This is a genomic window from Pantoea piersonii, assembly GCF_003612015.1.
In the GTDB taxonomy this organism is placed as follows: Bacteria; Pseudomonadota; Gammaproteobacteria; order Enterobacterales; family Enterobacteriaceae; genus Pantoea; species Pantoea piersonii.
In genome coordinates this window covers 294436-315659 of record NZ_RARB01000001.1, presented here as the reverse complement: position 1 = coordinate 315659, position 21224 = coordinate 294436, and the positions used below count along the sequence as shown (strand labels likewise).

Genomic DNA, 21224 nt, shown 5'->3' with positions numbered 1-21224 from the left:
AGCCAGCTTTAAGTTTAGCCGCTTTGCGCCGGTTGCCGTGTTGTTTAGGAAAGCGGATCGGAATATGACGGGAGGATGCGGCCTTCCGCGAGAAATCGCCGCAACAGGGCGGTGAAGTGTTGTTGACCGGCAGTCATATGGGTATGCTATGCGGATCTTAAAGTAAGCTAAGCGTTATTCATTAAGGACCACAGGCTGCCATGCAAGAGCAATACCGCCCGGAAGAGATAGAATCCCGCGTCCAGCAACACTGGGACGAAAACCAAACGTTCAAAGTGACCGAAGATGAGAGCAAAGAGAAATATTACTGCCTCTCCATGCTGCCCTATCCTTCCGGCCGCCTACATATGGGCCACGTGCGTAACTACACCATCGGTGATGTGATCGCTCGTTACCAGCGTATGCTTGGCAAAAACGTACTGCAGCCAATTGGCTGGGATGCGTTCGGCCTGCCAGCGGAAGGCGCAGCGGTAAAAAACAACACCGCGCCTGCGCCCTGGACTTACGACAATATCGAATATATGAAGAACCAGCTCAAACTGCTGGGCTTCGGCTATGACTGGAGCCGCGAGCTGGCGACCTGTAAGCCGGAATACTACCGCTGGGAACAGTGGTTCTTCACCAAACTCTATGAAAAAGGCCTGGTTTACAAAAAAACCTCGGCGGTGAACTGGTGCCCGAACGATCAGACGGTGCTGGCGAACGAACAGGTCATTGACGGCTGCTGCTGGCGCTGCGACACCAAAGTTGAGCGTAAAGAGATCCCGCAGTGGTTCGTGAAAATCACCGACTATGCCGATGAACTGCTCAACGACCTCGATACGCTGGAAGAGTGGCCGGAGCAGGTCAAAACCATGCAGCGCAACTGGATTGGCCGCTCTGAAGGCGTCGAGATCACCTTCGACGTCGCTGACAGCGAAGAGAAAGTGACCGTCTATACTACGCGTCCGGATACCTTCCTCGGCGCGACCTACGTCGCAGTCGCCGCGGGCCATCCGCTGGCGCTGCAGGCCGCCATGGGCAACCCGGTGCTGGCTGACTTTATCGCCGAATGCCGCAACACCAAAGTGGCCGAAGCCGATATGGCGACGATGGAGAAAAAAGGCATGGCGACCGGTCTGTTCGCCATTCATCCGCTGACCGGCGACAACGTGCCGGTCTGGGTCGCTAACTTCGTCCTGATGGAGTACGGCACCGGCGCCGTTATGGCGGTACCGGCGCACGATCAGCGCGACTGGGAATTCGCCACCAAATACGATCTGCCGATTAAGCCGGTGGTACTGAACCTGGACGGCAGCGAGCCGGACGTCAGCGCCGCCGCCATGACCGAAAAAGGCACCCTGTTCAATTCTGGCGAATTCAGCGGCCTGAGCCATGAAGCGGGCTTCAACGCCATCGCCGATGCGCTGGCCGCTAAAGGCGTCGGCGTACGTAAGGTCAACTATCGTCTGCGCGACTGGGGCGTATCCCGTCAGCGTTACTGGGGCGCACCGATTCCGATGGTGACCCTGGAAGATGGCACCGTCATGCCGACACCGGAAGATCAGCTGCCGGTGATCCTGCCGGAAGATGTGGTGATGGACGGCATTACCAGCCCGATCAAAGCTGACCCGGAGTGGGCGAAAACCACGGTTAACGGCCAGCCTGCGCTGCGTGAAACCGACACCTTCGACACCTTTATGGAGTCCTCCTGGTACTACGCGCGTTACACCTGCGCCAACTATGATGAAGGCATGCTGGATCCGGCTGCGGCCAACTACTGGCTGCCGGTGGATCAGTATGTAGGCGGTATTGAACACGCCATCATGCACCTGATGTATTTCCGCTTCTATCACAAGCTGCTGCGCGACGCGGGCCTGGTGACCTCCAGTGAACCGGCGAAGCGCCTGCTGTGTCAGGGCATGGTGCTGGCAGATGCGTTCTACTACCTCGGCGCTAACGGCGAGCGTAACTGGGTTTCTCCGGTTGACGTCACCGTCGAGCGCGACGAGAAAGGCCGCATCGTTAAAGCGACCGACAATCAGGGCCGCGAAGTGATTTACGCCGGCATGAGCAAAATGTCGAAGTCGAAAAACAACGGCATCGACCCGCAGCTGATGGTTGAGCGTTACGGCGCAGATACGGTCCGTCTGTTTATGATGTTCGCGTCGCCGGCAGAAATGACGCTGGAGTGGCAGGAGTCAGGCGTTGAAGGCGCTAACCGCTTCCTGAAGCGCGTGTGGAAGCTGGCGTATGAACACACGGCGAAAGGCGCGACGGTCGCGCTGGATCTCAGCAGCCTGAATGACGAGCAGAAAGCGCTGCGTCGCGATCTGCACAAGACCATCGCCAAAGTCTCCGATGACATTGGCCGTCGTCAGACCTTTAACACCGCTATCGCGGCGATTATGGAACTGATGAATAAGCTGGCGCGCGCGCCGCAGGAGAGCGAGCAGGATCGCGCGCTGATGCAGGAAGCGCTGCTGGCCGTTGTTCGTATGCTCTATCCGTTCACTCCGCACGCCAGCTATGTGCTGTGGCAGGAGCTGGGCGGCGAAGGCAGCGTGGATAACGCCGCCTGGCCTGTAGCAGACGAAGCGGCGATGGTGGAAGAGTCGCTGCTGGTGGTTGTACAGGTAAACGGTAAAGTCCGTGGTAAAATTACCGTGGCCGCCGACGCGACGCAGGAGCAGGTTCAGGCGCGCGCTGCCCAGGAGCACCTGGTCGCGAAGTACCTTGACGGCGTCACCATTCGCAAAGTGATTTATGTACCCGGCAAACTGCTTAACCTGGTCGTAGGTTAAGTTCAGGAGGAACTGTGCGACATCTGATTATCAGGCTGTTTGTCCTGCTGGCGGTGATGATTACCGCCGGCTGTGGTTTTCATCCGCGCGGCACCACCCAGGTGCCGACCGAGCTGAAAACGCTGATCCTGGACAGCGGCGACCCTTACGGTCCGCTGGCTCGTACGGTGCGTCAGCAGTTGCGTATCAACAACGTCACTATTGTTGAGGATACGAAACAGAACCGTACCGACATCCCTACGCTGCGCCTTGGCGCGGAAACGCAGGGCCGCGATACCGCCTCGGTGTTTATCAGCGGTACGACGGCGGAATACTCGCTGATGATGAACGTGTCGGCGCAGGTTCTGCTGCCAGGCAAAGGCATCTATCCAATCAGCACCACGGTTTATCGTTCGTTCTTTGATAACCCGAACGCGGCGCTGGCGAAAGATGCCGAGCAGGACATGATCGTGCAGGAGATGCGTCAGCGCGCCGCTGAGCAGCTGGTACGTAAACTGCTGACCGTGCACGCCGCGCAGATGAACCATAAAGAGACGCTGCCTGCGTCGGCCAGCGAACCTGCGGTGCCCGCGCCAGCCTCCTCCTCTTCCGCTACCAGTACGCAATGATCAGGATCTATCCTGAGCAACTTGGCGCGCAGCTCCGCGAGGGGCTGCGCGCTTGCTATTTGTTAGCCGGAAACGAGCCGCTGCTGGTGCAGGAGAGCGCCGACGCGATACGCGCCGCCGCGATCGCGCAGGGATTCGAAGAGCATTTCAGTTTTACGCTTGATGCCCAGACCGACTGGGAAACTCTCTTTGCCAGCTGTCAGGCCCTGAGCCTTTTCGCTCAACGTCAGACGCTGACGCTGCTCTTCCCGGAAAACGGCCCCAACGCCGCCATGGCTGAACAGCTGAATAAGCTGGCGAGCCTGCTGCACAGCGATATCTTGCTGATCTGCCGTCTGGCGAAGCTGACGAAAGCCCAGGAGAATAGCGCCTGGTTTAAGGCACTCTCCGCGCATGGTGTGCTGGTGCCGTGCCAGACGCCGGAGCAGGCGCAGCTGCCGCGCTGGGTGGCAGCGCGCGCCAGAAGCATGAAGCTTTCGGTAGATGACGCGGCGATCCAGCTGCTCTGCTACTGCTATGAAGGCAATCTGCTGGCGCTGGCGCAGGCGCTGGAACGTTTGTCGCTGCTCTGGCCCGACGGCAAGCTTACGCTGCCGCGCGTCGAAGAAGCCGTAAGCGACGCGGCGCACTTTACCCCGTTTCACTGGGTGGATGCGCTGCTGGCGGGCAAAAGCAAGCGCGCGCTGCATATTCTGCATCAGCTGGAAAAAGAGGATAGCGAGCCGGTTATCCTGCTGCGCACGCTGCAGCGCGATATCATGACGTTGCTGCATCTGCAGCGCCATCAGGCACAGCAGCCGTTGCGCGCGTTAATGGACCAGCAGCGCATCTGGCAGAACCGCCGCGCGCTCTTTACCGAGGCGCTGCAGCGCCTGGACGGCGCACGCCTGCAGCGTGCGATTCGCCTGCTGGCGCAAATTGAATTAACCTTAAAGCAGGATTATGGACAGCGCATCTGGCCGCAGCTGGAGACGCTGTCGCTGCTGCTCTGTCATCGCCACTTCCCTGAGAGCTTCGCCAGTGTCTGAACTACACGCCCTGTTCGGTGGCACCTTCGATCCGGTGCACTTCGGCCATTTGCGGCCGGTGGAAGCGCTGGCGCAGCAAACCGGGCTGACGCGCGTGCTGCTGCTGCCGAACAACGTGCCGCCGCATCGCCCGCAGCCGGAAGCGAGCGCGTCGCAGCGCGTCGACATGCTGCGCTGCGCCATCCGCGACAGGCCGCTGTTTGATATCGATACCCGCGAACTGATGCGCGAAACGCCCTCCTGGACAGTGGCGACGCTGGAGGCGCTGCGCGCCGAACGCGGACCGCAGCAGCCACTGGGATTTATTATTGGTCAGGACTCGCTGCTGAACCTCTCAGGCTGGCACCGCTGGCAGGATTTACTGTCGCTCTGCCATCTGCTGGTGTGCAAACGTCCGGGCTATCCGGCCGAAATGGCGTCGCCGGAAATGCAGCGCTGGCTTGATACGCATCTGGCGAGCGAAACAGCCCAGCTGCATCAGCAGCCCGCCGGTTTTATCTGGCTGGCCGATACGCCGCTGGTCGATATCTCCGCCACGGAAATTCGTCAGCGCCGCCGCCAGGGCTTGTCCTGCGATCAACTATTGCCCACATCCGTCATCGATTATATCGATCGCGCAGGCCTCTATCTCAAATAACCGCAAACCGGGCATATATTGCTCGGGCAAAGGCATGCTATACTGCGCGGCTTAATTTTTTGGCTGCCTTATCGGGGCCAGCAGCCGGCCCGCTACTATCCGTATTAAAGGGGAACCTTTTGCAAGGCAAAGCACTCCAAGAGTTCGTTATTGATAAGATTGATGATCTTAAAGGTCAGGATATCGTCGCACTCAACGTCCAGGGTAAATCCAGCATCACCGACTGCATGATCATCTGCACCGGCACCTCGACGCGTCATGTCTCTTCGATCGCCGATCATGTGGTGCAGGAATCGCGCGCCGCAGGCTTGATCCCGCTCGGCGTAGAAGGCAAAAACGCCGCTGACTGGGTGGTGGTCGATCTGGGCGACGTCATTGTGCACGTCATGCAGGAAGAGAGCCGCCAGCTTTATGAGCTGGAAAAACTCTGGAGCTGACGCGTGAAACTGCAGCTTGTGGCCGTTGGCACTAAGATGCCCGACTGGGTGCAAACCGGCTTCACTGAATATCTGCGTCGTTTTCCCAAAGATATGCCGCTGGAGCTGGTAGAAGTCTCTGCGGGAAAACGCGGTAAAAACGCCGATATCAAGCGAATCCTGGAAAAAGAAGGCGAGGCGATGCTGGCCGCAACCGGCAAGGGCAACCGCATCGTCACGCTGGATATCCCAGGTCAGCCGTGGGAAACGCCCCAGCTCGCTCAGCAGCTGGAGCGCTGGAAACAGGACGGCCGCGACGTTAGCCTGTTGATTGGCGGCCCGGAAGGGTTATCGCCCGCCTGCAAAGCCGCAGCTGAGCAGAGCTGGTCGCTTTCTGCGTTGACGCTGCCTCATCCGCTGGTGCGCGTGCTGGTCGCCGAAAGCCTTTATCGCGCCTGGAGCATCACCGCCAATCATCCTTATCATCGTGAATAAACGGTAAGGCAAACCCCGACATTTTAAGTAGCGGATGAAATTACAAAGCAACGCCTTTCGCGATTACAGTGCCGAACAGAAACTCTTTGTCCGTCGGGCATTAATTGCGTTCTTCGGAATTCTGGTGCTTTCCAGCGTGCTGGTGGTCAATCTTTACCACCTGCAGATTCTGCGCTTTGAAGATTACAGTACCCGCTCTAACGAAAACCGCATCAAGCTGGTGCCGGTGGCGCCAAGCCGCGGCATTATCTACGACCGCAACGGCACCGCGCTGGCGCTTAACCGCACCATCTATCAGGCGGAGCTGGTGCCGGAGAAGGTCGATAATCTCAAGCAAACGCTGCAGGATCTGCGCCCGGTGCTTGATATTACCGACGACGATCTCGACGCCTTTGATAAAGAGCGCAAGCGCTCGCGTCGCTTTACCTCTATTCCCGTCAAAGTCGGCCTTAACGATGTGCAGGTAGCGCGCTTCGCCGTCAACCAGTACCGCTTCCCTGGCGTCGAGGTGAAAGGCTATCAGCGTCGCTACTACCCCTACGGCCCTACCCTGACCCACGTCGTTGGCTACGTCTCCAAGATTAACGACCGCGATGTGGCACGCCTCGATAAAGAGGGCAAATGGCCGAACTACGCCGCGACGCACGATATCGGCAAGCTCGGCATCGAAAGCTACTACGAAGATGTGCTGCACGGCATTACCGGCTATGAAGAGGTCGAGGTGAACAACCGCGGCCGCGTGATCCGCCAGCTGCATGAGCAGTCGCCGCAGGCGGGACGTGACATCTGGCTGACCATCGATCTTAAGCTTCAGCAATATATCGAAACGCTGCTGGCCGGCAGCCGCGCCGCGGTCGTGGTCAGCGATCCGCGTACCGGCGAGATCCTGGCGATGGTCTCCACACCCAGTTACGATCCGAATCTTTTTGTCGACGGCATTTCAGGTAAAGATTATCGTGCGCTGCTTAACGACGAAAACCGTCCGCTCTATAACCGCGCCATTCAGGCCTCTTATCCGCCTGCCTCGACGGTGAAACCCTATGTGGCGGTCTCCGCGCTTAGCGCTGGCGTGATCAACCGCAACACCAGCCTGTTCGATCCAGGCTGGTGGCAGCTGCCGGGCTCGGAAAAGCGCTACCGCGACTGGAAAAAATGGGGCCACGGCCGCCTTAACGTGACCAAATCGCTGGAGGAGTCGGCGGACACCTTCTTCTATCAGGTGGCGTACGACATGGGTATCGATCGCCTGTCGGAGTGGATGAACAAATTCGGCTACGGCCACCGCACCGGTATCGATCTGCCACAGGAGAGCGCTGGCAATATGCCGACGCGCGAATGGAAGATGAAACGCTTTAAAAAGCCGTGGTATCAGGGCGACACCATCCCGGTCGGTATCGGCCAGGGCTACTGGACCGCGACGCCGCTGCAGATGAACAAGGCGCTGATGATCCTGATTAACGACGGCGTGATAAAAGTGCCGCACCTGCTACGCGCCACGCGCGAGGGACGCACCATGGTGCCATGGCGTCAGCCGCCGGGCGAGCCGATTGGCGATGTTCACTCCGGCTACTGGGAGATCGCCAAAGACGGCATGTATGGCGTGGCGAACCGCGCCAACGGCACGGCGCATAAAAGCTTTGCCGATGCGCCCTATAAAATCGCTGCCAAATCCGGTACCGCGCAGGTCTTTGGTCTGAAAGAGAACGAAACCTATAACGCGCATAAGATTGCCGAGCGTCTGCGCGATCACAAACTAATGACCGCGTTCGCTCCCTATGATAAACCGCGCGTTGCCGTCACGATGATTCTGGAGAACGGCGGCGCAGGCCCGGCGGTCGGTACGGTGATGAGACAGATTCTCGACCACATTATGCTGGGCGACAACAATACGGCTCTGCCGGACGCGGCTCCTACCCCGCCCGGCTATGAAGGTGAATAACGATGTCGATGAACGATAGTCCGCAGAAAAGATCGATCTGGACGCGTATCCACATCGACCCACTGTTTATGCTGGTGATTCTGGCGCTGCTCGCTTACAGCGCTATTGTGATCTGGAGCGCCAGCGGACAGGATCCGGGCATGATGGAGCGTAAAATCGGCCAGATTGCGATGGGTCTGGTGATGATGCTGGTTCTGGCGCAGGTGCCGCCGCGTGTCTATGAGGGCTGGGCGCCCTATCTCTATATTATCTGTGTGATACTGCTGATTGCGGTAGACGCCTTCGGCCATATCAGTAAAGGGGCGCAGCGCTGGCTCGATCTCGGCGTGGTGCGCTTTCAGCCCTCGGAGATCGCCAAAATCGCCGTGCCGCTGATGGTGGCGCGCTTTATCAACCGCGACGTTTGCCCGCCGACGTTAAAGAATACCGGCATCGCGCTGATCCTGATTTTTATGCCGACGCTGCTGGTCGCGGCGCAGCCGGACCTCGGCACCGCCATTCTGATTGCCGCCTCCGGGCTGTTCGTGCTGTTTCTTTCCGGCATGAGCTGGAAGCTGATTGGCGTGGCGGTGCTGCTGGTGGCGGCCTTTATTCCTGTGCTCTGGTTCTTCCTGATGCATGACTATCAGCGCGACCGCGTGATGATGCTGCTCGATCCCGAAAGCGATCCGCTTGGTGCGGGCTACCATATTATTCAGTCCAAGATCGCCATCGGCTCTGGCGGGCTGCGCGGCAAGGGGTGGCTGCATGGCACCCAGTCGCAGCTGGAGTTTTTGCCGGAGCGCCATACCGACTTTATCTTCGCCGTACTCGCCGAGGAGCTGGGCCTGGTGGGCGTGCTGATCCTGCTGGTGCTCTATCTGCTGCTGATCCTGCGCGGCCTGGTAATCGCCGCGCGCGCCCAGACCACCTTTGGCCGCGTGATGGCGGGCGGATTAATGCTGATTTTGTTCGTTTATGTTTTCGTTAATATCGGCATGGTAAGTGGTATCTTACCGGTGGTTGGCGTCCCCCTGCCGCTGGTCAGCTACGGCGGCTCGGCGCTCATCGTGCTTATGGCGGGATTTGGCATTGTGATGTCGATCCATACTCACAGAAAAATGTTATCTAAAAGCGTTTAAGAGGCTGCACATGCGTAAGGAATGGCCTGCCGTTGCTCTGGCACTACTGGTTTTGACCGCCTGTACTACCACACCGGAATCGCAAAACACCGCGCCGCCGCAACCGGCCTATAATGGCCCGGTAGTGGAAATTCCGGGCGTTGAACCGAAATATGAGCCCATTAATCCCGGCACCAGCCAGGATTACAGCGCGAACGGCAAGTCTTACCGTATCGTCAAAGATCCCTCTAACTTCAGCGAAGTGGGATTAGCCACCTGGTACGGCGACGAGGCACAGGGCAAACGCACCGCAACAGGCGAAAGCTACGATCCCGACGCGCTGAGCGCGGCGCATCCTACGCTGCCGTTGCCCAGCTATGTGCGTGTGACCAATCTCGCCAACGGTCGCCAGATCGTGGTGCGCGTCAACGATCGCGGCCCTTATATGCCGGGACGCATTATCGACCTGTCGCGCGCGGCGGGCGATCGTCTTAATATCACCAACAATACCCGCGTGCGCGTGGATTACATTAAGGTCGCGCCGGACGGCACGCTCTCTGGTCCCGGCACGATCGGCACCACCGTGGCGAAGCAGAGCTATGCTCTGCCCGCCCGGCCCGATCTCGGCGGCAATGGCGTGATGAACGGCGCCAGCGAACCTGCCGCCGCGCCGGTGCCTGCGCAGGATATTCGCGCTGTCGACAACAGCACGCTGCAGGGCGACGGCAATATGGGCGCGCCCGTCCGCAGCAGCGGCTTCCTCGGTGCGCCTCAGCCGCTGCCGAACGGCGTGCTGGAAAGTAGCGAGCCTGCGCCGCAGCCTGTCGCCGCGCCCGCCGCCAGCAGCGCGACCGCACAGCCGGCTGGCAGCTTCGTGGTGCAGGTTGGCGCGATCAACGACGCTGCGCGCGCGCAGCAGATGGCGCAAAGCCTGGGACAGAAGTATGGCGTGCGCGGCACCGTCGAGGATGCCGGTAACAACGTTTATCGCATTCAGCTCGGCAGTTTTAAAAACCGCGCCGACGCCGCTGCGCTGCAGCAGCGCCTGAACGCTAATGGCCAGGCTTCATTTATCACCAGCGCGCGTCGCTGAGCCGCCGCCGCGCTGGACATCTCTGTTAACAACAGAATGCCGAAGCAAGATGCCTGTAAAACAGGCATTTGCTATGATGAGCCACTTTTTTTAACCTTAACTCACGGATGTTGTAGTCCATAACATGAACACGCTGAAACCCTCTCGTTTCCTGAAACGCCTGACAGTGGGATCACTGGTCGCTTTCTCGCTCAGCCACGTAGCCTTTGCTGATGACGTCAACCTCAAAACGATGATCCCGGGCGTGCCGGATATCGATGCCGAAGCCTATGTGCTGATCGACTACAACTCGGGTAAAGTGCTGGCCGAGAAGAACGCTGACGCCCGTCGCGATCCCGCCAGCCTGACCAAAATGATGACCAGCTATGTGATTGGTCAAGCGGTCAAAGCGGGCAAGATCCATCAGGACGATGTCGTTACCGTCGGCAAAGACGCCTGGGCGACCGGTAACCCGGTATTCAAAGGCTCGTCGCTGATGTTCCTGAAGCCTGGCGATCGGGTGCCGGTTTCGCAGCTGACGCGCGGCATCGTGCTGCAGTCCGGCAACGACGCCTGCGTGGCGATGGCGGACTATGTCGCCGGCAGCCAGGACGCCTTTGTCGGCCTGATGAACAACTACGTTAAGGCACTGGGCCTGCAGAACACCCATTTCCAGACGGTGCATGGCCTGGATGCGGACGGACAGTACAGCTCGGCGCGCGATATGGCGCTGATCGGTCAGGCGTTAATCCGCGACGTGCCGGACGAATATTCGGTTTATAAAGAGAAAGAGTTTACCTTTAACAATATCCGCCAGACCAACCGTAACGGTCTGCTGTGGGATACCAGCCTTAACGTAGACGGCATCAAAACCGGCCATACGGAAGCGGCAGGCTATAACATCGTCTCTTCCGCGACCGAAGGCCAGATGCGTCTGATCTCAGCCGTGCTGGGCGGCCGTACCTTTAAAGGACGCGAAGTAGAGAGCAAAAAACTGCTCACCTGGGGTTTCCGCTTCTTTGAAACCGTGGCGCCGCTGAAGGCGGGCAAAGAGTTCGCCTCTGAGCCGGTCTGGTTCGGCAACAGCGATCGCGTACAGCTGGGCGTAGAGAAAGACGCCTACCTGACGATTCCACGCGGCCGTATGAAAGATCTGAAAGCGAGCTATGTGCTGAACAACACTGAACTGCACGCCCCGCTGCAGAAAAACCAGGTCGTGGGCAGCATCAACTTCCAGCTCGACGGCAAAACCGTGGAACAGCGTCCGCTGGTGGTGCTGAACGAAGTGCAGGAAGGCGGTTTCTTCAGCCGTATCATCGATTACATCAAGCTGATGTTCCACCACTGGTTCGGCTAACCGGCCTGGCGGTTGAAAAATCGCCACGTCGTCGCCATAACTACGTTATGATAATGCTCCCGCTTCGGCGGGAGCCTGTTTTTTATGCACCGGAGTCAATATGAAAACCAAACTGAATGAACTGCTCGAATTCCCTACCCCTTTTACCTATAAAGTGATGGGTCTGGCGCAACCGGAGCTGGTTGATCAAGTGGTTGAAGTGGTGCAACGCCATGCGCCCGGCGACTACTCGCCCGACGTAAAGCCAAGCAGCAAAGGCAACTACCACTCGGTGTCGATCACCATTAACGCCACGCATATCGAACAGGTGGAAACCCTGTATGAAGAGCTGGGCAATATCGATATCGTGCGCATGGTGCTGTAAGTGCCGGCGTCGGCAAAGGGTCTTGGTCTTGCCCTTTGCCGACGTTATACTCAGCCTTTCTTCCTTAACCGGACCGCCGTTTTGTCAGCAAATACGCTTCTTATCCGCCAGCTGGGCCAGCGCGACTGGCAACCCGTCTCCGATGCCATGCATCAGTTCACCGATCGCCGTAACAGCGACAGCCGCGACGAAGTCTGGCTGGTAGAGCATCACGCCGTATTTACTCAGGGCCAGGCCGGCAAGGCCGAGCATCTGCTGATGCCGGGCGATATCCCGGTGGTGCAGAGCGATCGCGGCGGCCAGGTGACCTATCACGGCCCGGGTCAGCAGGTGATGTACGTGCTGATTGACGTAAAGCGCCGCAAGATCGGCGTGCGTCAGCTGGTTACCGCGCTGGAAGAGACGGTCATCAGTACGCTGGCGCACTTCGGCGTTGAGGCGCGCGCGCGTCCCGACGCGCCAGGCGTCTATGTCGGTGAAGAGAAAATTTGCTCGCTCGGCCTGCGTATTCGTAAAGGCTGCTCGTTTCACGGCCTGGCGCTCAACGTGGCGATGGATTTAACGCCCTTTCTGCGCATCAATCCCTGCGGCTATGCCGGAATGCGGATGACGCAGCTCAGCGCTTTTCAGCCTGGCGTCACGCCTGAAGACGTACAGCCGCTGCTGGTCGCGGCCTTCGCGCGCCTGCTGGGCTTTACGGAAGTCGAGTGGCTGGCGGCAGAAAACGCGCCGCTGCCTTAACCGCGCATGCGAATTTACAAAATTGTAACTTTTCCCGCCGCACTACGGCTGCTTATGCCAGGCGGAACTGATATAATTTTTGAAATTTTATCAAATAAAGTTGAAAGCTTTACCGCTGGCCTGAAGCCGAAAGCTCTCATTACGCAATCCGACCGGAACCTGCAGACTTATGAGTAAACCAATTCAGATGGAACGCGGCGTCAAGTATCGTGACGCAGATAAAATGGCGCTGATCCCGGTGAAAACCGTCGTGACTGAACGCCAGGAGCTGTTACGCAAGCCCGAATGGATGAAAATCAAGCTGCCTGCGGATTCCAGCCGAATCCAGGGCATCAAAGCGGCGATGCGTAAAAACGGCCTGCACTCCGTATGTGAAGAGGCCTCCTGCCCTAACCTGGCCGAATGCTTCAACCACGGCACCGCGACTTTTATGATCCTCGGCGCTATCTGTACCCGCCGCTGCCCGTTCTGCGATGTGGCGCACGGTCGTCCTAACGCGCCGGACGCTGGCGAGCCGCTGAAGCTGGCCCAGACCATCGCCGATATGGCGCTGCGCTATGTGGTTATCACCTCAGTAGACCGCGACGATCTGCGAGATGGCGGCGCACAGCACTTCGCCGACTGCATTACGGCTATCCGCGAAAAGAGCCCGTCGATTAAAATCGAAACGCTGGTGCCCGATTTCCGTGGTCGTATGGATCGCGCGCTGGAGATCCTCAACGCCACGCCGCCAGACGTCTTCAACCATAATCTGGAGAACGTGCCACGCGTCTACCGTCAGGTACGTCCGGGCGCGAACTATGAGTGGTCGCTGAAGCTGCTGGAGCGTTTTAAAGAAGCGCACCCGGAAATCCCGACTAAATCGGGTCTGATGGTAGGTCTGGGCGAAACCAATGCGGAAATTATCGAAGTCATGCGCGATCTGCGCCGTCACGGCGTCACCATGCTGACGCTGGGCCAGTATCTGCAGCCGAGCCGCCACCATTTGCCGGTTCAGCGTTACGTCAGTCCCGCTGAGTTCGATGAAATGAAAGAAGAAGCGCTGGCGATGGGCTTTACCCATGCCGCATGCGGTCCCTTTGTACGCTCTTCCTACCATGCGGATATGCAGGCGAAAGGCCTGGAAGTGAAATAAACCGGGCGACTTTATCCCGCGCAATAAAAAACCAGACGTTAAAAGGTCTGGTTTTTTTATGTCCGTGAGAAATAAATGGTTACATCTATTCTCTGGCAGTCAGCTTTTACTCTTTATGAGTAACGCGCTCTGCCGGAACATCTTCAGCCGTTGTTTTGGTTGCGGTGGGTTCTTCATCTTTCATGGCTTTTTTGAAGCCTTTGATTGCGGAGCCCAGATCGCCACCCAGTGAACGTAACTTGTTGGTGCCAAAAAGCAGTACGATGAGCGCACCGATGATCAGCAGTTTGGCAATACTGATACCTTCCATACTTTACCTTTCAACCTAAGCGAAAAATGAACAGTGCTATTTACGCGCAGAACGGCGCCAACCTCAACTAGATTCTGTAACAGAGTAAGATCGTATACGCCTTGTTAAAGGAAACGACTCAGAAACGCCTGCGTGCGCGGATGCTGCGGCCGGGCGATTACCTGTTCGGGCGGGCCCTGCTCCACGACTACGCCGCCATCCATAAACACCACCCGATCGGCCGCTTCGCGGGCGAAACCGATCTCATGGGGCACCACGCTCATGGTCAGCCCCTGATCCGCCAGGGTACGCATGGTGGCCAGCACTTCGCCCACCAGCTCCGGGTCGAGCGCTGAAGTCGGCTCGTCGCTCAGGTCAGGCACCAGCAGGCTGGTGGTTGTACTCTTTTCATGATGGTTTCTCTCAGGCGTTGTTATTCTGTTTTAAGTTCCGGGCGGGCAAAGCGGCGGTTCTCCAGAACCGGCAGGACGCTGCGCGCATAGGCGATGCGTTGCGGATCGAGGTCAGCAAAGACCAGCGCGGCCGATTCCGGCGCTTTGGCGATGGCGACGCCAAGCGGATCGATTGTCAGGCTGTTGCCGATGTTGCGCGGGCCGCACTCGCCCACCGCCACCATATAGCAGGTGTTTTCCAGCGCGCGCGCCGTGGTGAGCAGCTCCCAGTGCATCTCTTTCAGCGGGCCTTTCACCCAGGCGGCGGGAAGCACCAGTACCTCGGCGCCGTCCAGCGCCAGACGTCGCGCCAGTTCCGGGAAGCGCACGTCATAGCAGGTCATCAGCCCCACCTTCATGCCTGCCACCTCAATCAGCGGAGGAATAACATGACCGGGATTAACGCGCTGTGACTCCTGCATGGCGAAGGCATCGTACAAATGCAGCTTTTCATAGGCGGCGATAATTTCGCCATTGCGCAGCGCAACCAGCACGTTCAGCGCCTTGTCGCCCTCGGTCGGGACATGAATGCTCATTATGGTGGTGAGTGCGCTACCCTGGCTTTTCGCCAGCAGCTGCGTCAGAAAGGGGCCATCCAGCGGCTGGGCGGCCTTCAGCACCAAATCCGGATCGGCAATATCGCGCGCTAACACCGCTTCCGGCAGCACCAGCAGATCGGCGCCGCCCGCTTCGGCGCGCGCCATCAGATCGAGGCAAACAGCCGCATTTTCCTGCCATTCACGGCTGACCGCAAACTGTCCCATCGCTACTTTCATCATGCTTCCCCCTTACTGGCCGCCAGGAAGATCGCTTCCGGCGTCAGGCGCGTTTTCGTCAGACCCTGCTAATAAAGTTCACCGGCAAAGTCGGCTATCATCTTCTTGTTAATCTCAAATCCGTTCTGATTCCAGCTGGCGGGCAATTCCTGCGCGGTGCGTTACAAATCAGTCAGCAGCCCTGGGGCAGAAAAAAGCAGAAGGTGCTGGCGACACGCGGACTGGATCTGCCGATGCGCGACGGCCTAAGCATTTGCATACCGGTGGCGTCGGAGCAGTATGCCATGATCACCCTGGCGGCGCGGGGCATTGCCGTGTTGCCAGGAGAACGCTGCCGGCTGGGGCCGTTGCAGTTCATCCGCGTCAGCATCGCCTGCCTGCAGGAGACGCAGGTAGAGATGCTGGCCAGCGCGCTGGCTATTGCTGCCGGACGTGAGCTGAGGCTCAGTTCAGACCTTTAATATGGTAGCGCGGCGACTCTACGTAGCCTTCGCGCATGTAAAACTGATTCGCCTTTAAGCGCGATGCGTGACAGTGCACTTCCATACGGTCGCATCCGCGCTGCGCCGCCATCGCTTCGGCGTGCTGTAACAGCTGCTGGCCAACCCCCTTGCTGCGCTCCCCCTCAGCGATACAAAAATAGCTGATGCGGGCGAAGTCACCTGCCAGGGCCAGCTGCGGAATAAAATGCATCGACAGGAATCCCAGCACCTGCGTCCCATGCTCCGCCACCAGCAGCATTTCGTCGGGGTCGCTGCTGAGCTGGGCAAGGCGTTTATCGATAAAGCTCTCGGTACCGCCGTAGCCTAATTCCGCCAACAGCGCGCTGAGCGCAAAGCTGTCTTTCGCCTGTGCCTGACGTATGTTCATCCTGTCTCCTCAAGTAGATAGAACTGCCGCTCTTTTATATAGCGTTGGCGGAAAAAAAGCTGCAAGTAAGGGTTGTTATAATTATGTTACAAGGCTTTTATGTGACTGACGCCGCAGATTTGGTAAGGAGAATAATCTGTCACAGAAGGTTAAGGCTGCGTTAATCTTTCCCTGCGAAGCTGAGCCCCTGAGCCTGATCGAGAGAGAACGTCATGAGAATGATGATACCGAGAAGCCTGGAGGAAGCGATGGCGCTGATACTGGCGCTGGGTAGCGTGGCAGGCGGCTTGTACCGCTTTTTTCAGCCATAAAAAAACCCGCCATGCGGCGGGTTTTTGAAATTCTGACTGTTAACTTACAGGCTGATAACGTTAGCAGCAGATGGGCCTTTGGCGCCTTCGGTGATTTCAAACTCTACGCGCTGACCTTCAGCCAGAGTTTTAAAACCGTTGCTCTGGATAGCAGAGAAGTGTACGAACACGTCTTTGCTGCCATCTTCTGGAGTAATGAAACCGAATCCTTTGGATTCATTAAACCACTTAACGTTACCTTTAATCTTGGACATCTATATTACCTTTACATGAAAAATGGACACTAAACTGTGTCGGCGTCTAGTACAGCAATTGCAGTGACATTTGTCCAGTGAGAATTGATGAAAAAGTGATAAATATCGCCTTTTTTCTCTTCCTCCCGCTTTCCTGCCACCATCAAAAAATCAAAACTGAAACCTCAGCCAGGCGAAGAAGACGTTGCCGTTATTGTAAGTCCCTGGAATATAGGTCATCTGAAAATTCAGCGGGCCATATCCCACCGAAGCCAGCGGCAGCAGCGCGGGGACAGGGATATAATTCCAGTTATGACGCGCCGTCACGCCTGCGGTATAGCCTGCCCCCAGATGGAAGCGCTGATCGCTCAGCGGACGCCAGGTCGCTTCCCAGCCATAGCCGCTAAAGGGCTCCCACTTATTAAACGAATCTTTAAACGCCATCAAATAGAGGCCGTGCCAGTTGCCCTTCTCGTCATAACGGGAGATGCCGCCGCCCGCGCCCCAGGGCCGCTCATTGTAGCGATTGATATGCTCGTCGTCGTAGGTCCAGCGGTTATGCCAGGTGATGGCAGGCAGATAGAAATCTTTATTGTGCGGCTGTTCCCAGGTCTGCTGCACATTATTGCTAAAGGTATTCCAGCCGCTTTCAACGCTCTGCGTCAGGGTCGCGGCATGGAGTGAAAAAGGGAGAGTAAGCGCAGCGCACGTTCCGGCAAAGGCGCTCAAAAAAGACCGGTTCAAAACTGTTTTCCTGTACAAATCGACGGCGGTTTGACCGGCTTGCTCCTTTCAGGTCGCGCGCATCGTGGTTTAATAAAATCCTGTGTCAGGGGCGTAATTATGCTCAACCGAAACCAAACACTGGCAAAACAGCGAGAGAAAACGCTTGTTTGCTGGCACGTCGGCAAAGGCGGTTACCGCTACTTCAACGCTGCTTCAGGCGTTTTCTGGCATCTCGCAGCATGAAAAAGTAACCTTCATTAACAATCACACCATATAACAATTAAAAAGTTAACTAGAAACCCTAAAAGATAACGCGCATTAATTGTTTAGGATTTTTGATAAATAAAAGATAGGGATTTGTTAGAATAGCGCCTGTTCGTTTCAGGCAATGAGAGCATTGATATGGTGATGAAGATTCGCTGCACCGCCTGCGGCAGCGCAAAGTTTACTTTTACCGATGATCCTTCCGCAGAACCGGCGCTTCATGGCGCACGCTGCGCCAGCTGCAACAAGCGCCTGACCGCGCAAGATTTGTTGCCGAATACACCGATTGATCCCATTACGCGCTGTCTGGTTTCGCAGATGAAAAAGAAGGATACGAGCAAGGGCACCTGAGCGGTGCCCGTGTTGATTCAGAAGATTAACTTAAATACGCCAGTCAGCGTCAGTAACCCTACAATGAAGATAATGGCGATAATCCACAAAATTATTTTCATATCCATGTTCCTTTGCCAGTAAAAAACCTTTCAAGATAAGAGTATAGCTTATCGCTGCGTTTTTGCCGGTCGGCTCGCCGCTGCGTCTGGCCCGCGCGCTTTCCAGAAAAGCCCGATCTATTTCTGCGACGTCGGTCGCAGCAGTTGTTTTTTTAACCACTTTACGCTTCGTTTTGATCTTTGCGACCCGCTAAACTTTTAGCGGCAAAGGCAGGCCTCTGCGAGTACCAACGTAAGTCGAGCAAAAGGAGACATTATGAGCATGATTAATACCAGTATGGGACGATATAGCCTTAAAGCGAAAAACGCGGGCGATCATATTAAAGGATCTTTCGCTATCAATGATGAAGGCGGCACGCAGCTCACCATGCAAGAGTTTGATGAGCACTACCTGGATGATGTCGTCAACAACGTGATCTACCCCGTTACCGGCGGTAATCGCGAAATTACGCGCGCGTTGCGTGAGCAAATGGTCAAAGCCGGTTTTGAGCAGCCGCATTAATGCTCGCCTTGGGCCACACTCTGTGGCCCTTCCCTTCTGCTGAACGCTCCCCACTTGCCGTTGCCGTTTTTTGGTCGCAGGATGCGGTTGTACCCATAAAAAGGAGAAACGAAGGTGAGTGAACTCTATCGTATCAATGCCGCGCGGCTGCATCAGTTTGTGCAGGCGATATGGCTGCATGCCGGCAGCGAAGCTGACGAAGCGCGCCTGGTGGCGGATCATCTGGTGGCGGCCAATCTGGCCGGGCACGATTCCCACGGCGTCGGCATGATCCCCAGCTATATGGCCTCGTTCAGTCAGGGACATCTGCAGCTTAATCAGCATCCGGTGCTGGAAAAAGACGCCGGCGCGGTGCTGACCTTTCACGCCCGTTCCGGCTTCGGTCAGGTCGCTGCTTTCGAGGCGATGCAGCAAGGCATTGCGCGGGCGCGTCAGTCAGGCATCGCCGCGGTCGGCCTGCACCATTCTCATCATATTGGCCGAATCGGCCACTGGGCGGAACAGTGCGCGGCGGCAGGCTTTATCTCTTTTCATTTCGTCAATGTGATGGGCGATCCGATGGTGGCGCCGTTTGGCGGCAGCGATCGCCGTTTCGGCACGAACCCGTTCTGCGCCATCTTTCCGCGCCGTAACGCCAGCCCGCTTTTGCTCGATTTCGCTACCAGCGGCATCGCCTTTGGCAAAACGCGTGTCGCCTACAACAAAGGGGTCGACGTCGCGCCTGGCTATCTGATCGATCATCAGGGCAAGCCGACCGCACACCCTGCCGTCATGCATGAAGCGCCCTACGGCTCGCTGCTGCCCTTTGGCCTGCATAAAGGCTATGCGCTGGCGACCCTGTGCGAAATTCTCGGCGGTGCGCTCTCCGGCGGGCGCACGACTCATGACGAAACGGTACTTGCCAGCCATGATGCGATCTATAACTGCATGACCACCATTATCCTTAACCCGGACGCGTTCAACGCGCCGGCGATGCAGGACGAGGCGGAAGCCTTTCTTGAGTGGGTGAAGCGATCGCCGCAGAGCGGCAGCGAGCCGATACAGGTGCCAGGCGAATGGGAAGAGGCGAATCGCGCGCTGCGCGAGCGTGACGGGATCCCGCTGGACGCCAACAGCTGGCAGCAAATTTGCGCGGCAGCGAAACAGGCAGGCATGCCTGAAGAGGAGCTGGCCGCGTTTCGCGCGCTGGCCAGCTAAGGCTATCCGCCGGGCAGCACGCCCGGCGGTTGGTTTTAAATCACATACGACAGCAGCATACAGCCCACCAGACCGCACACAGAAATAATGGTTTCCAGCGCGGACCATGAGCGGATGGTTTCGCCAATCGTCAGGTTAAAATACTCTTTAAACAGCCAGAAGCCGGGATCGTTGACGTGAGAGAAAATAACGCTGCCTGAGCCGACCGCAATAACCATCAGTTCCGGGCTGGCGCCGCTGCTGGCAATCAGCGGCGCGACAATGCCGCCCGCGGTGATCGCCGCCACGGTGGCGGATCCCAGCGCAATGCGCAACACGGCGGCAATTGACCAGGCCATAAAGATCGGCGAGACGTTGCTCTCCTGCATCATTGCGGCAATATATTTATCAACGCCGCTGTCCACCAGCACCTGCTTGAACGCCCCGCCGCCGCCGATAATCAGCAGCATCATAGCGATGATTTTTATCGAGTCGGTAATGGTGCCCATTACCTCATCCATGCTGCGCCCGCGGTTCAGGCCGAAGGTGAAGATCGCGATCAGCACCGCAATCAGCGTCGCCATCACCGGATCGCCAAAAAACTCTGCATAAGGCAGAAGCGCATGTCCTTTCGGCAACGCCATTTCCGCCAGCGCACGCAGCGCCATCAGCACCACTGGCACCAGCGCGGTCCAGACGCTGACGCCGAAGCCCGGCATCTCCTCTTCGCTGAAGGTTTTCGGGTTATAAAGCCCTTCCGGAATGGGTTTATCGATGCTTTTCAGAAAGCGGGCGTAAACCGGTCCGGCAAGGATCACTGTTGGGATGCCGAGCAGCGTGCCCCACAGCAGCGTTTTGCCCATATCGGCGTTGAACAAGGTGGCAATCGCCGTCGGGCCGGGGTGCGGCGGCAGGAAGCCGTGCGTCACTGACAGCGCGGCCGCCATCGGCACGCCGACGAAGAGCAGCGGCACGCGCGCAGACGCGGCGATGCTGAAGACCAGCGGCAGCATCAGCACGAATCCGACTTCATAGAAGAGCGCGAAGCCAACGGTAAAACCGGTCAGCACCAGCGCCCACTGAATATGCTGTTTGCCGAATTTCTCGATCAGCGTCGTAGCGATGCGCTGCGCGCCGCCGCAGTCAGCCAGCAGCTTGCCAAGCATGGCGCCGAATCCCATGATGAGCGCCAGGCTGCCAAGCGTGCCGCCGACGCCGTTTTTGATTGAAAGGATGACTTTATTGACCGGCATGCCCTGCATCATGCCAACCACCAGCGCCACCAGAATCAGCGCGATGAATCCATTGAGTTTGAAGCGAATCATCAGCAGCAGCAGTAACGCCACCCCGATCGCCACAATAAGTAATGGCATAGCTTTTCTCCACCTTACTGACCGGCCAGCGCCAGCAGCATATTGTTATCATGGGTCCGAATCGGACGTTGGGTACGGCATCGAAAAAACGATTAACAACCTGACATAACTGTTACCAGTAACAT

Annotated in this window: 24 protein-coding genes and 1 pseudogene; 17 read left to right on the top strand and 8 right to left on the bottom strand. The window is 57.5% G+C overall.

The window, feature by feature from the left end; all coding sequences use genetic code 11:
• Positions 1-200 precede the first annotated feature (200 nt).
• The 13 genes from leuS to lipA all read left to right on the top strand — a co-directional run bounded on the left by leuS (position 201) and on the right by lipA (position 13675).
• Positions 201-2783 carry a leucine--tRNA ligase gene (gene leuS, locus D7S44_RS01540; protein WP_120451399.1) on the top strand — a complete coding sequence of 861 codons (2583 nt, stop codon included), beginning with the start codon at positions 201-203 and terminating at the stop codon, positions 2781-2783.
• Positions 2784-2797: 14 nt separating this feature from the next.
• The gene (gene lptE / locus D7S44_RS01535; RefSeq protein WP_120451397.1) at positions 2798-3391 is read left to right on the top strand and encodes an LPS assembly lipoprotein LptE; all 594 of its coding nucleotides are present in this window, start codon (positions 2798-2800) and stop codon (positions 3389-3391) included.
• Positions 3388-4419: a DNA polymerase III subunit delta gene (gene holA / locus D7S44_RS01530; protein WP_120451395.1), complete on the top strand. Its 1032-nt coding sequence runs from the start codon at positions 3388-3390 to the stop codon at positions 4417-4419. The genes lptE and holA overlap by 4 nt, the downstream gene beginning before the upstream one ends.
• Positions 4412-5056, top strand: coding sequence for a nicotinate-nucleotide adenylyltransferase (nadD, locus tag D7S44_RS01525; RefSeq protein WP_120451393.1), 645 nt, complete (start codon positions 4412-4414; stop codon positions 5054-5056). The genes holA and nadD overlap by 8 nt, the downstream gene beginning before the upstream one ends.
• 119 nt (positions 5057-5175) lie before the next feature.
• The gene (rsfS, locus tag D7S44_RS01520; protein ID WP_120451391.1) at positions 5176-5493 is read left to right on the top strand and encodes a ribosome silencing factor; all 318 of its coding nucleotides are present in this window, start codon (positions 5176-5178) and stop codon (positions 5491-5493) included.
• Positions 5494-5496: 3 nt separating this feature from the next.
• The gene (rlmH, locus tag D7S44_RS01515; RefSeq protein ID WP_033751828.1) at positions 5497-5967 is read left to right on the top strand and encodes a 23S rRNA (pseudouridine(1915)-N(3))-methyltransferase RlmH; all 471 of its coding nucleotides are present in this window, start codon (positions 5497-5499) and stop codon (positions 5965-5967) included.
• 34 nt (positions 5968-6001) lie between these two features.
• Complete coding sequence (mrdA, locus tag D7S44_RS01510) at positions 6002-7906, top strand: peptidoglycan DD-transpeptidase MrdA (RefSeq protein WP_120451389.1); 1905 nt, start codon at positions 6002-6004, stop codon at positions 7904-7906.
• A gap of 8 nt (positions 7907-7914) precedes the next feature.
• Positions 7915-9027, top strand: a complete 1113-nt coding sequence (gene mrdB, locus D7S44_RS01505) for a peptidoglycan glycosyltransferase MrdB (RefSeq protein WP_048783134.1) — start codon at positions 7915-7917, stop codon at positions 9025-9027.
• 10 nt (positions 9028-9037) lie between these two features.
• The gene (rlpA, locus tag D7S44_RS01500; protein WP_120451387.1) at positions 9038-10099 is read left to right on the top strand and encodes an endolytic peptidoglycan transglycosylase RlpA; all 1062 of its coding nucleotides are present in this window, start codon (positions 9038-9040) and stop codon (positions 10097-10099) included.
• Positions 10100-10223: 124 nt separating this feature from the next.
• The gene (gene dacA / locus D7S44_RS01495) at positions 10224-11435 is read left to right on the top strand and encodes a D-alanyl-D-alanine carboxypeptidase DacA (RefSeq protein WP_120451386.1); all 1212 of its coding nucleotides are present in this window, start codon (positions 10224-10226) and stop codon (positions 11433-11435) included.
• A gap of 100 nt (positions 11436-11535) precedes the next feature.
• Positions 11536-11799 carry a DUF493 family protein YbeD gene (gene ybeD / locus D7S44_RS01490; RefSeq protein WP_033751835.1) on the top strand — a complete coding sequence of 88 codons (264 nt, stop codon included), beginning with the start codon at positions 11536-11538 and terminating at the stop codon, positions 11797-11799.
• An 81-nt stretch (positions 11800-11880) separates the two neighbouring features.
• Complete coding sequence (gene lipB / locus D7S44_RS01485; protein ID WP_120451384.1) at positions 11881-12540, top strand: lipoyl(octanoyl) transferase LipB; 660 nt, start codon at positions 11881-11883, stop codon at positions 12538-12540.
• 169 nt (positions 12541-12709) lie between these two features.
• Positions 12710-13675 carry a lipoyl synthase gene (gene lipA, locus D7S44_RS01480; protein WP_120451382.1) on the top strand — a complete coding sequence of 322 codons (966 nt, stop codon included), beginning with the start codon at positions 12710-12712 and terminating at the stop codon, positions 13673-13675.
• A gap of 106 nt (positions 13676-13781) precedes the next feature.
• On the opposite strand, the gene tatE is transcribed toward lipA, so the two are convergent.
• The 3 genes and pseudogenes from tatE to D7S44_RS01465 all read right to left on the bottom strand — a co-directional run bounded on the left by tatE (position 13782) and on the right by D7S44_RS01465 (position 15192).
• The gene (gene tatE / locus D7S44_RS01475; protein ID WP_033751842.1) at positions 13782-13985 is read right to left on the bottom strand and encodes a twin-arginine translocase subunit TatE; all 204 of its coding nucleotides are present in this window, start codon (positions 13983-13985) and stop codon (positions 13782-13784) included.
• Positions 13986-14089: 104 nt separating this feature from the next.
• A pseudogene (locus tag D7S44_RS01470) lies at positions 14090-14338 on the bottom strand (ectoine/hydroxyectoine ABC transporter ATP-binding protein EhuA); the annotation flags it as partial.
• 59 nt (positions 14339-14397) lie between these two features.
• Positions 14398-15192 carry a deaminated glutathione amidase gene (locus D7S44_RS01465; protein ID WP_120452831.1) on the bottom strand — a complete coding sequence of 265 codons (795 nt, stop codon included), beginning with the start codon at positions 15190-15192 and terminating at the stop codon, positions 14398-14400.
• A 203-nt stretch (positions 15193-15395) separates the two neighbouring features.
• On the opposite strand from D7S44_RS01465, the gene D7S44_RS01455 reads away from it, so the two are divergent.
• Positions 15396-15653 (top strand): hypothetical protein, encoded by a 258-nt coding sequence (locus tag D7S44_RS01455; protein WP_147402078.1) that lies wholly within the window; start codon positions 15396-15398, stop codon positions 15651-15653.
• On the opposite strand, the gene D7S44_RS01450 is transcribed toward D7S44_RS01455, so the two are convergent.
• The 3 genes from D7S44_RS01450 to pagP all read right to left on the bottom strand — a co-directional run bounded on the left by D7S44_RS01450 (position 15637) and on the right by pagP (position 17350).
• The gene (locus D7S44_RS01450) at positions 15637-16062 is read right to left on the bottom strand and encodes a GNAT family N-acetyltransferase (RefSeq protein WP_120451378.1); all 426 of its coding nucleotides are present in this window, start codon (positions 16060-16062) and stop codon (positions 15637-15639) included. The two genes, D7S44_RS01455 and D7S44_RS01450, sit on opposite strands and share 17 nt — an antisense overlap.
• 355 nt (positions 16063-16417) lie before the next feature.
• Complete coding sequence (cspE, locus tag D7S44_RS01445) at positions 16418-16627, bottom strand: transcription antiterminator/RNA stability regulator CspE (RefSeq protein WP_033751857.1); 210 nt, start codon at positions 16625-16627, stop codon at positions 16418-16420.
• A gap of 150 nt (positions 16628-16777) precedes the next feature.
• Complete coding sequence (gene pagP, locus D7S44_RS01440) at positions 16778-17350, bottom strand: lipid IV(A) palmitoyltransferase PagP (RefSeq protein ID WP_371315519.1); 573 nt, start codon at positions 17348-17350, stop codon at positions 16778-16780.
• 384 nt (positions 17351-17734) lie between these two features.
• Here pagP and D7S44_RS01435 point away from each other — a divergent pair, with 384 nt between their 5' ends.
• Positions 17735-17947: an ECs_2282 family putative zinc-binding protein gene (locus D7S44_RS01435; protein WP_120451377.1), complete on the top strand. Its 213-nt coding sequence runs from the start codon at positions 17735-17737 to the stop codon at positions 17945-17947.
• A 17-nt stretch (positions 17948-17964) separates the two neighbouring features.
• Here D7S44_RS01435 and D7S44_RS24190 read toward each other — a convergent pair whose 3' ends face one another.
• Positions 17965-18048: a small membrane protein YohP gene (locus D7S44_RS24190; protein ID WP_019105993.1), complete on the bottom strand. Its 84-nt coding sequence runs from the start codon at positions 18046-18048 to the stop codon at positions 17965-17967.
• A 256-nt stretch (positions 18049-18304) separates the two neighbouring features.
• Here D7S44_RS24190 and D7S44_RS01430 point away from each other — a divergent pair, with 256 nt between their 5' ends.
• Positions 18305-18550 (top strand): hypothetical protein, encoded by a 246-nt coding sequence (locus D7S44_RS01430; protein WP_120451375.1) that lies wholly within the window; start codon positions 18305-18307, stop codon positions 18548-18550.
• 114 nt (positions 18551-18664) lie between these two features.
• Positions 18665-19747, top strand: a complete 1083-nt coding sequence (locus tag D7S44_RS01425; RefSeq protein ID WP_120451373.1) for a malate/lactate/ureidoglycolate dehydrogenase — start codon at positions 18665-18667, stop codon at positions 19745-19747.
• A gap of 35 nt (positions 19748-19782) precedes the next feature.
• Here the strand turns inward: D7S44_RS01425 and gntT are convergent, their stop codons facing one another.
• Positions 19783-21099, bottom strand: coding sequence for a gluconate transporter (gntT, locus tag D7S44_RS01420; RefSeq protein WP_120451372.1), 1317 nt, complete (start codon positions 21097-21099; stop codon positions 19783-19785).
• Positions 21100-21224 lie beyond the last annotated feature (125 nt).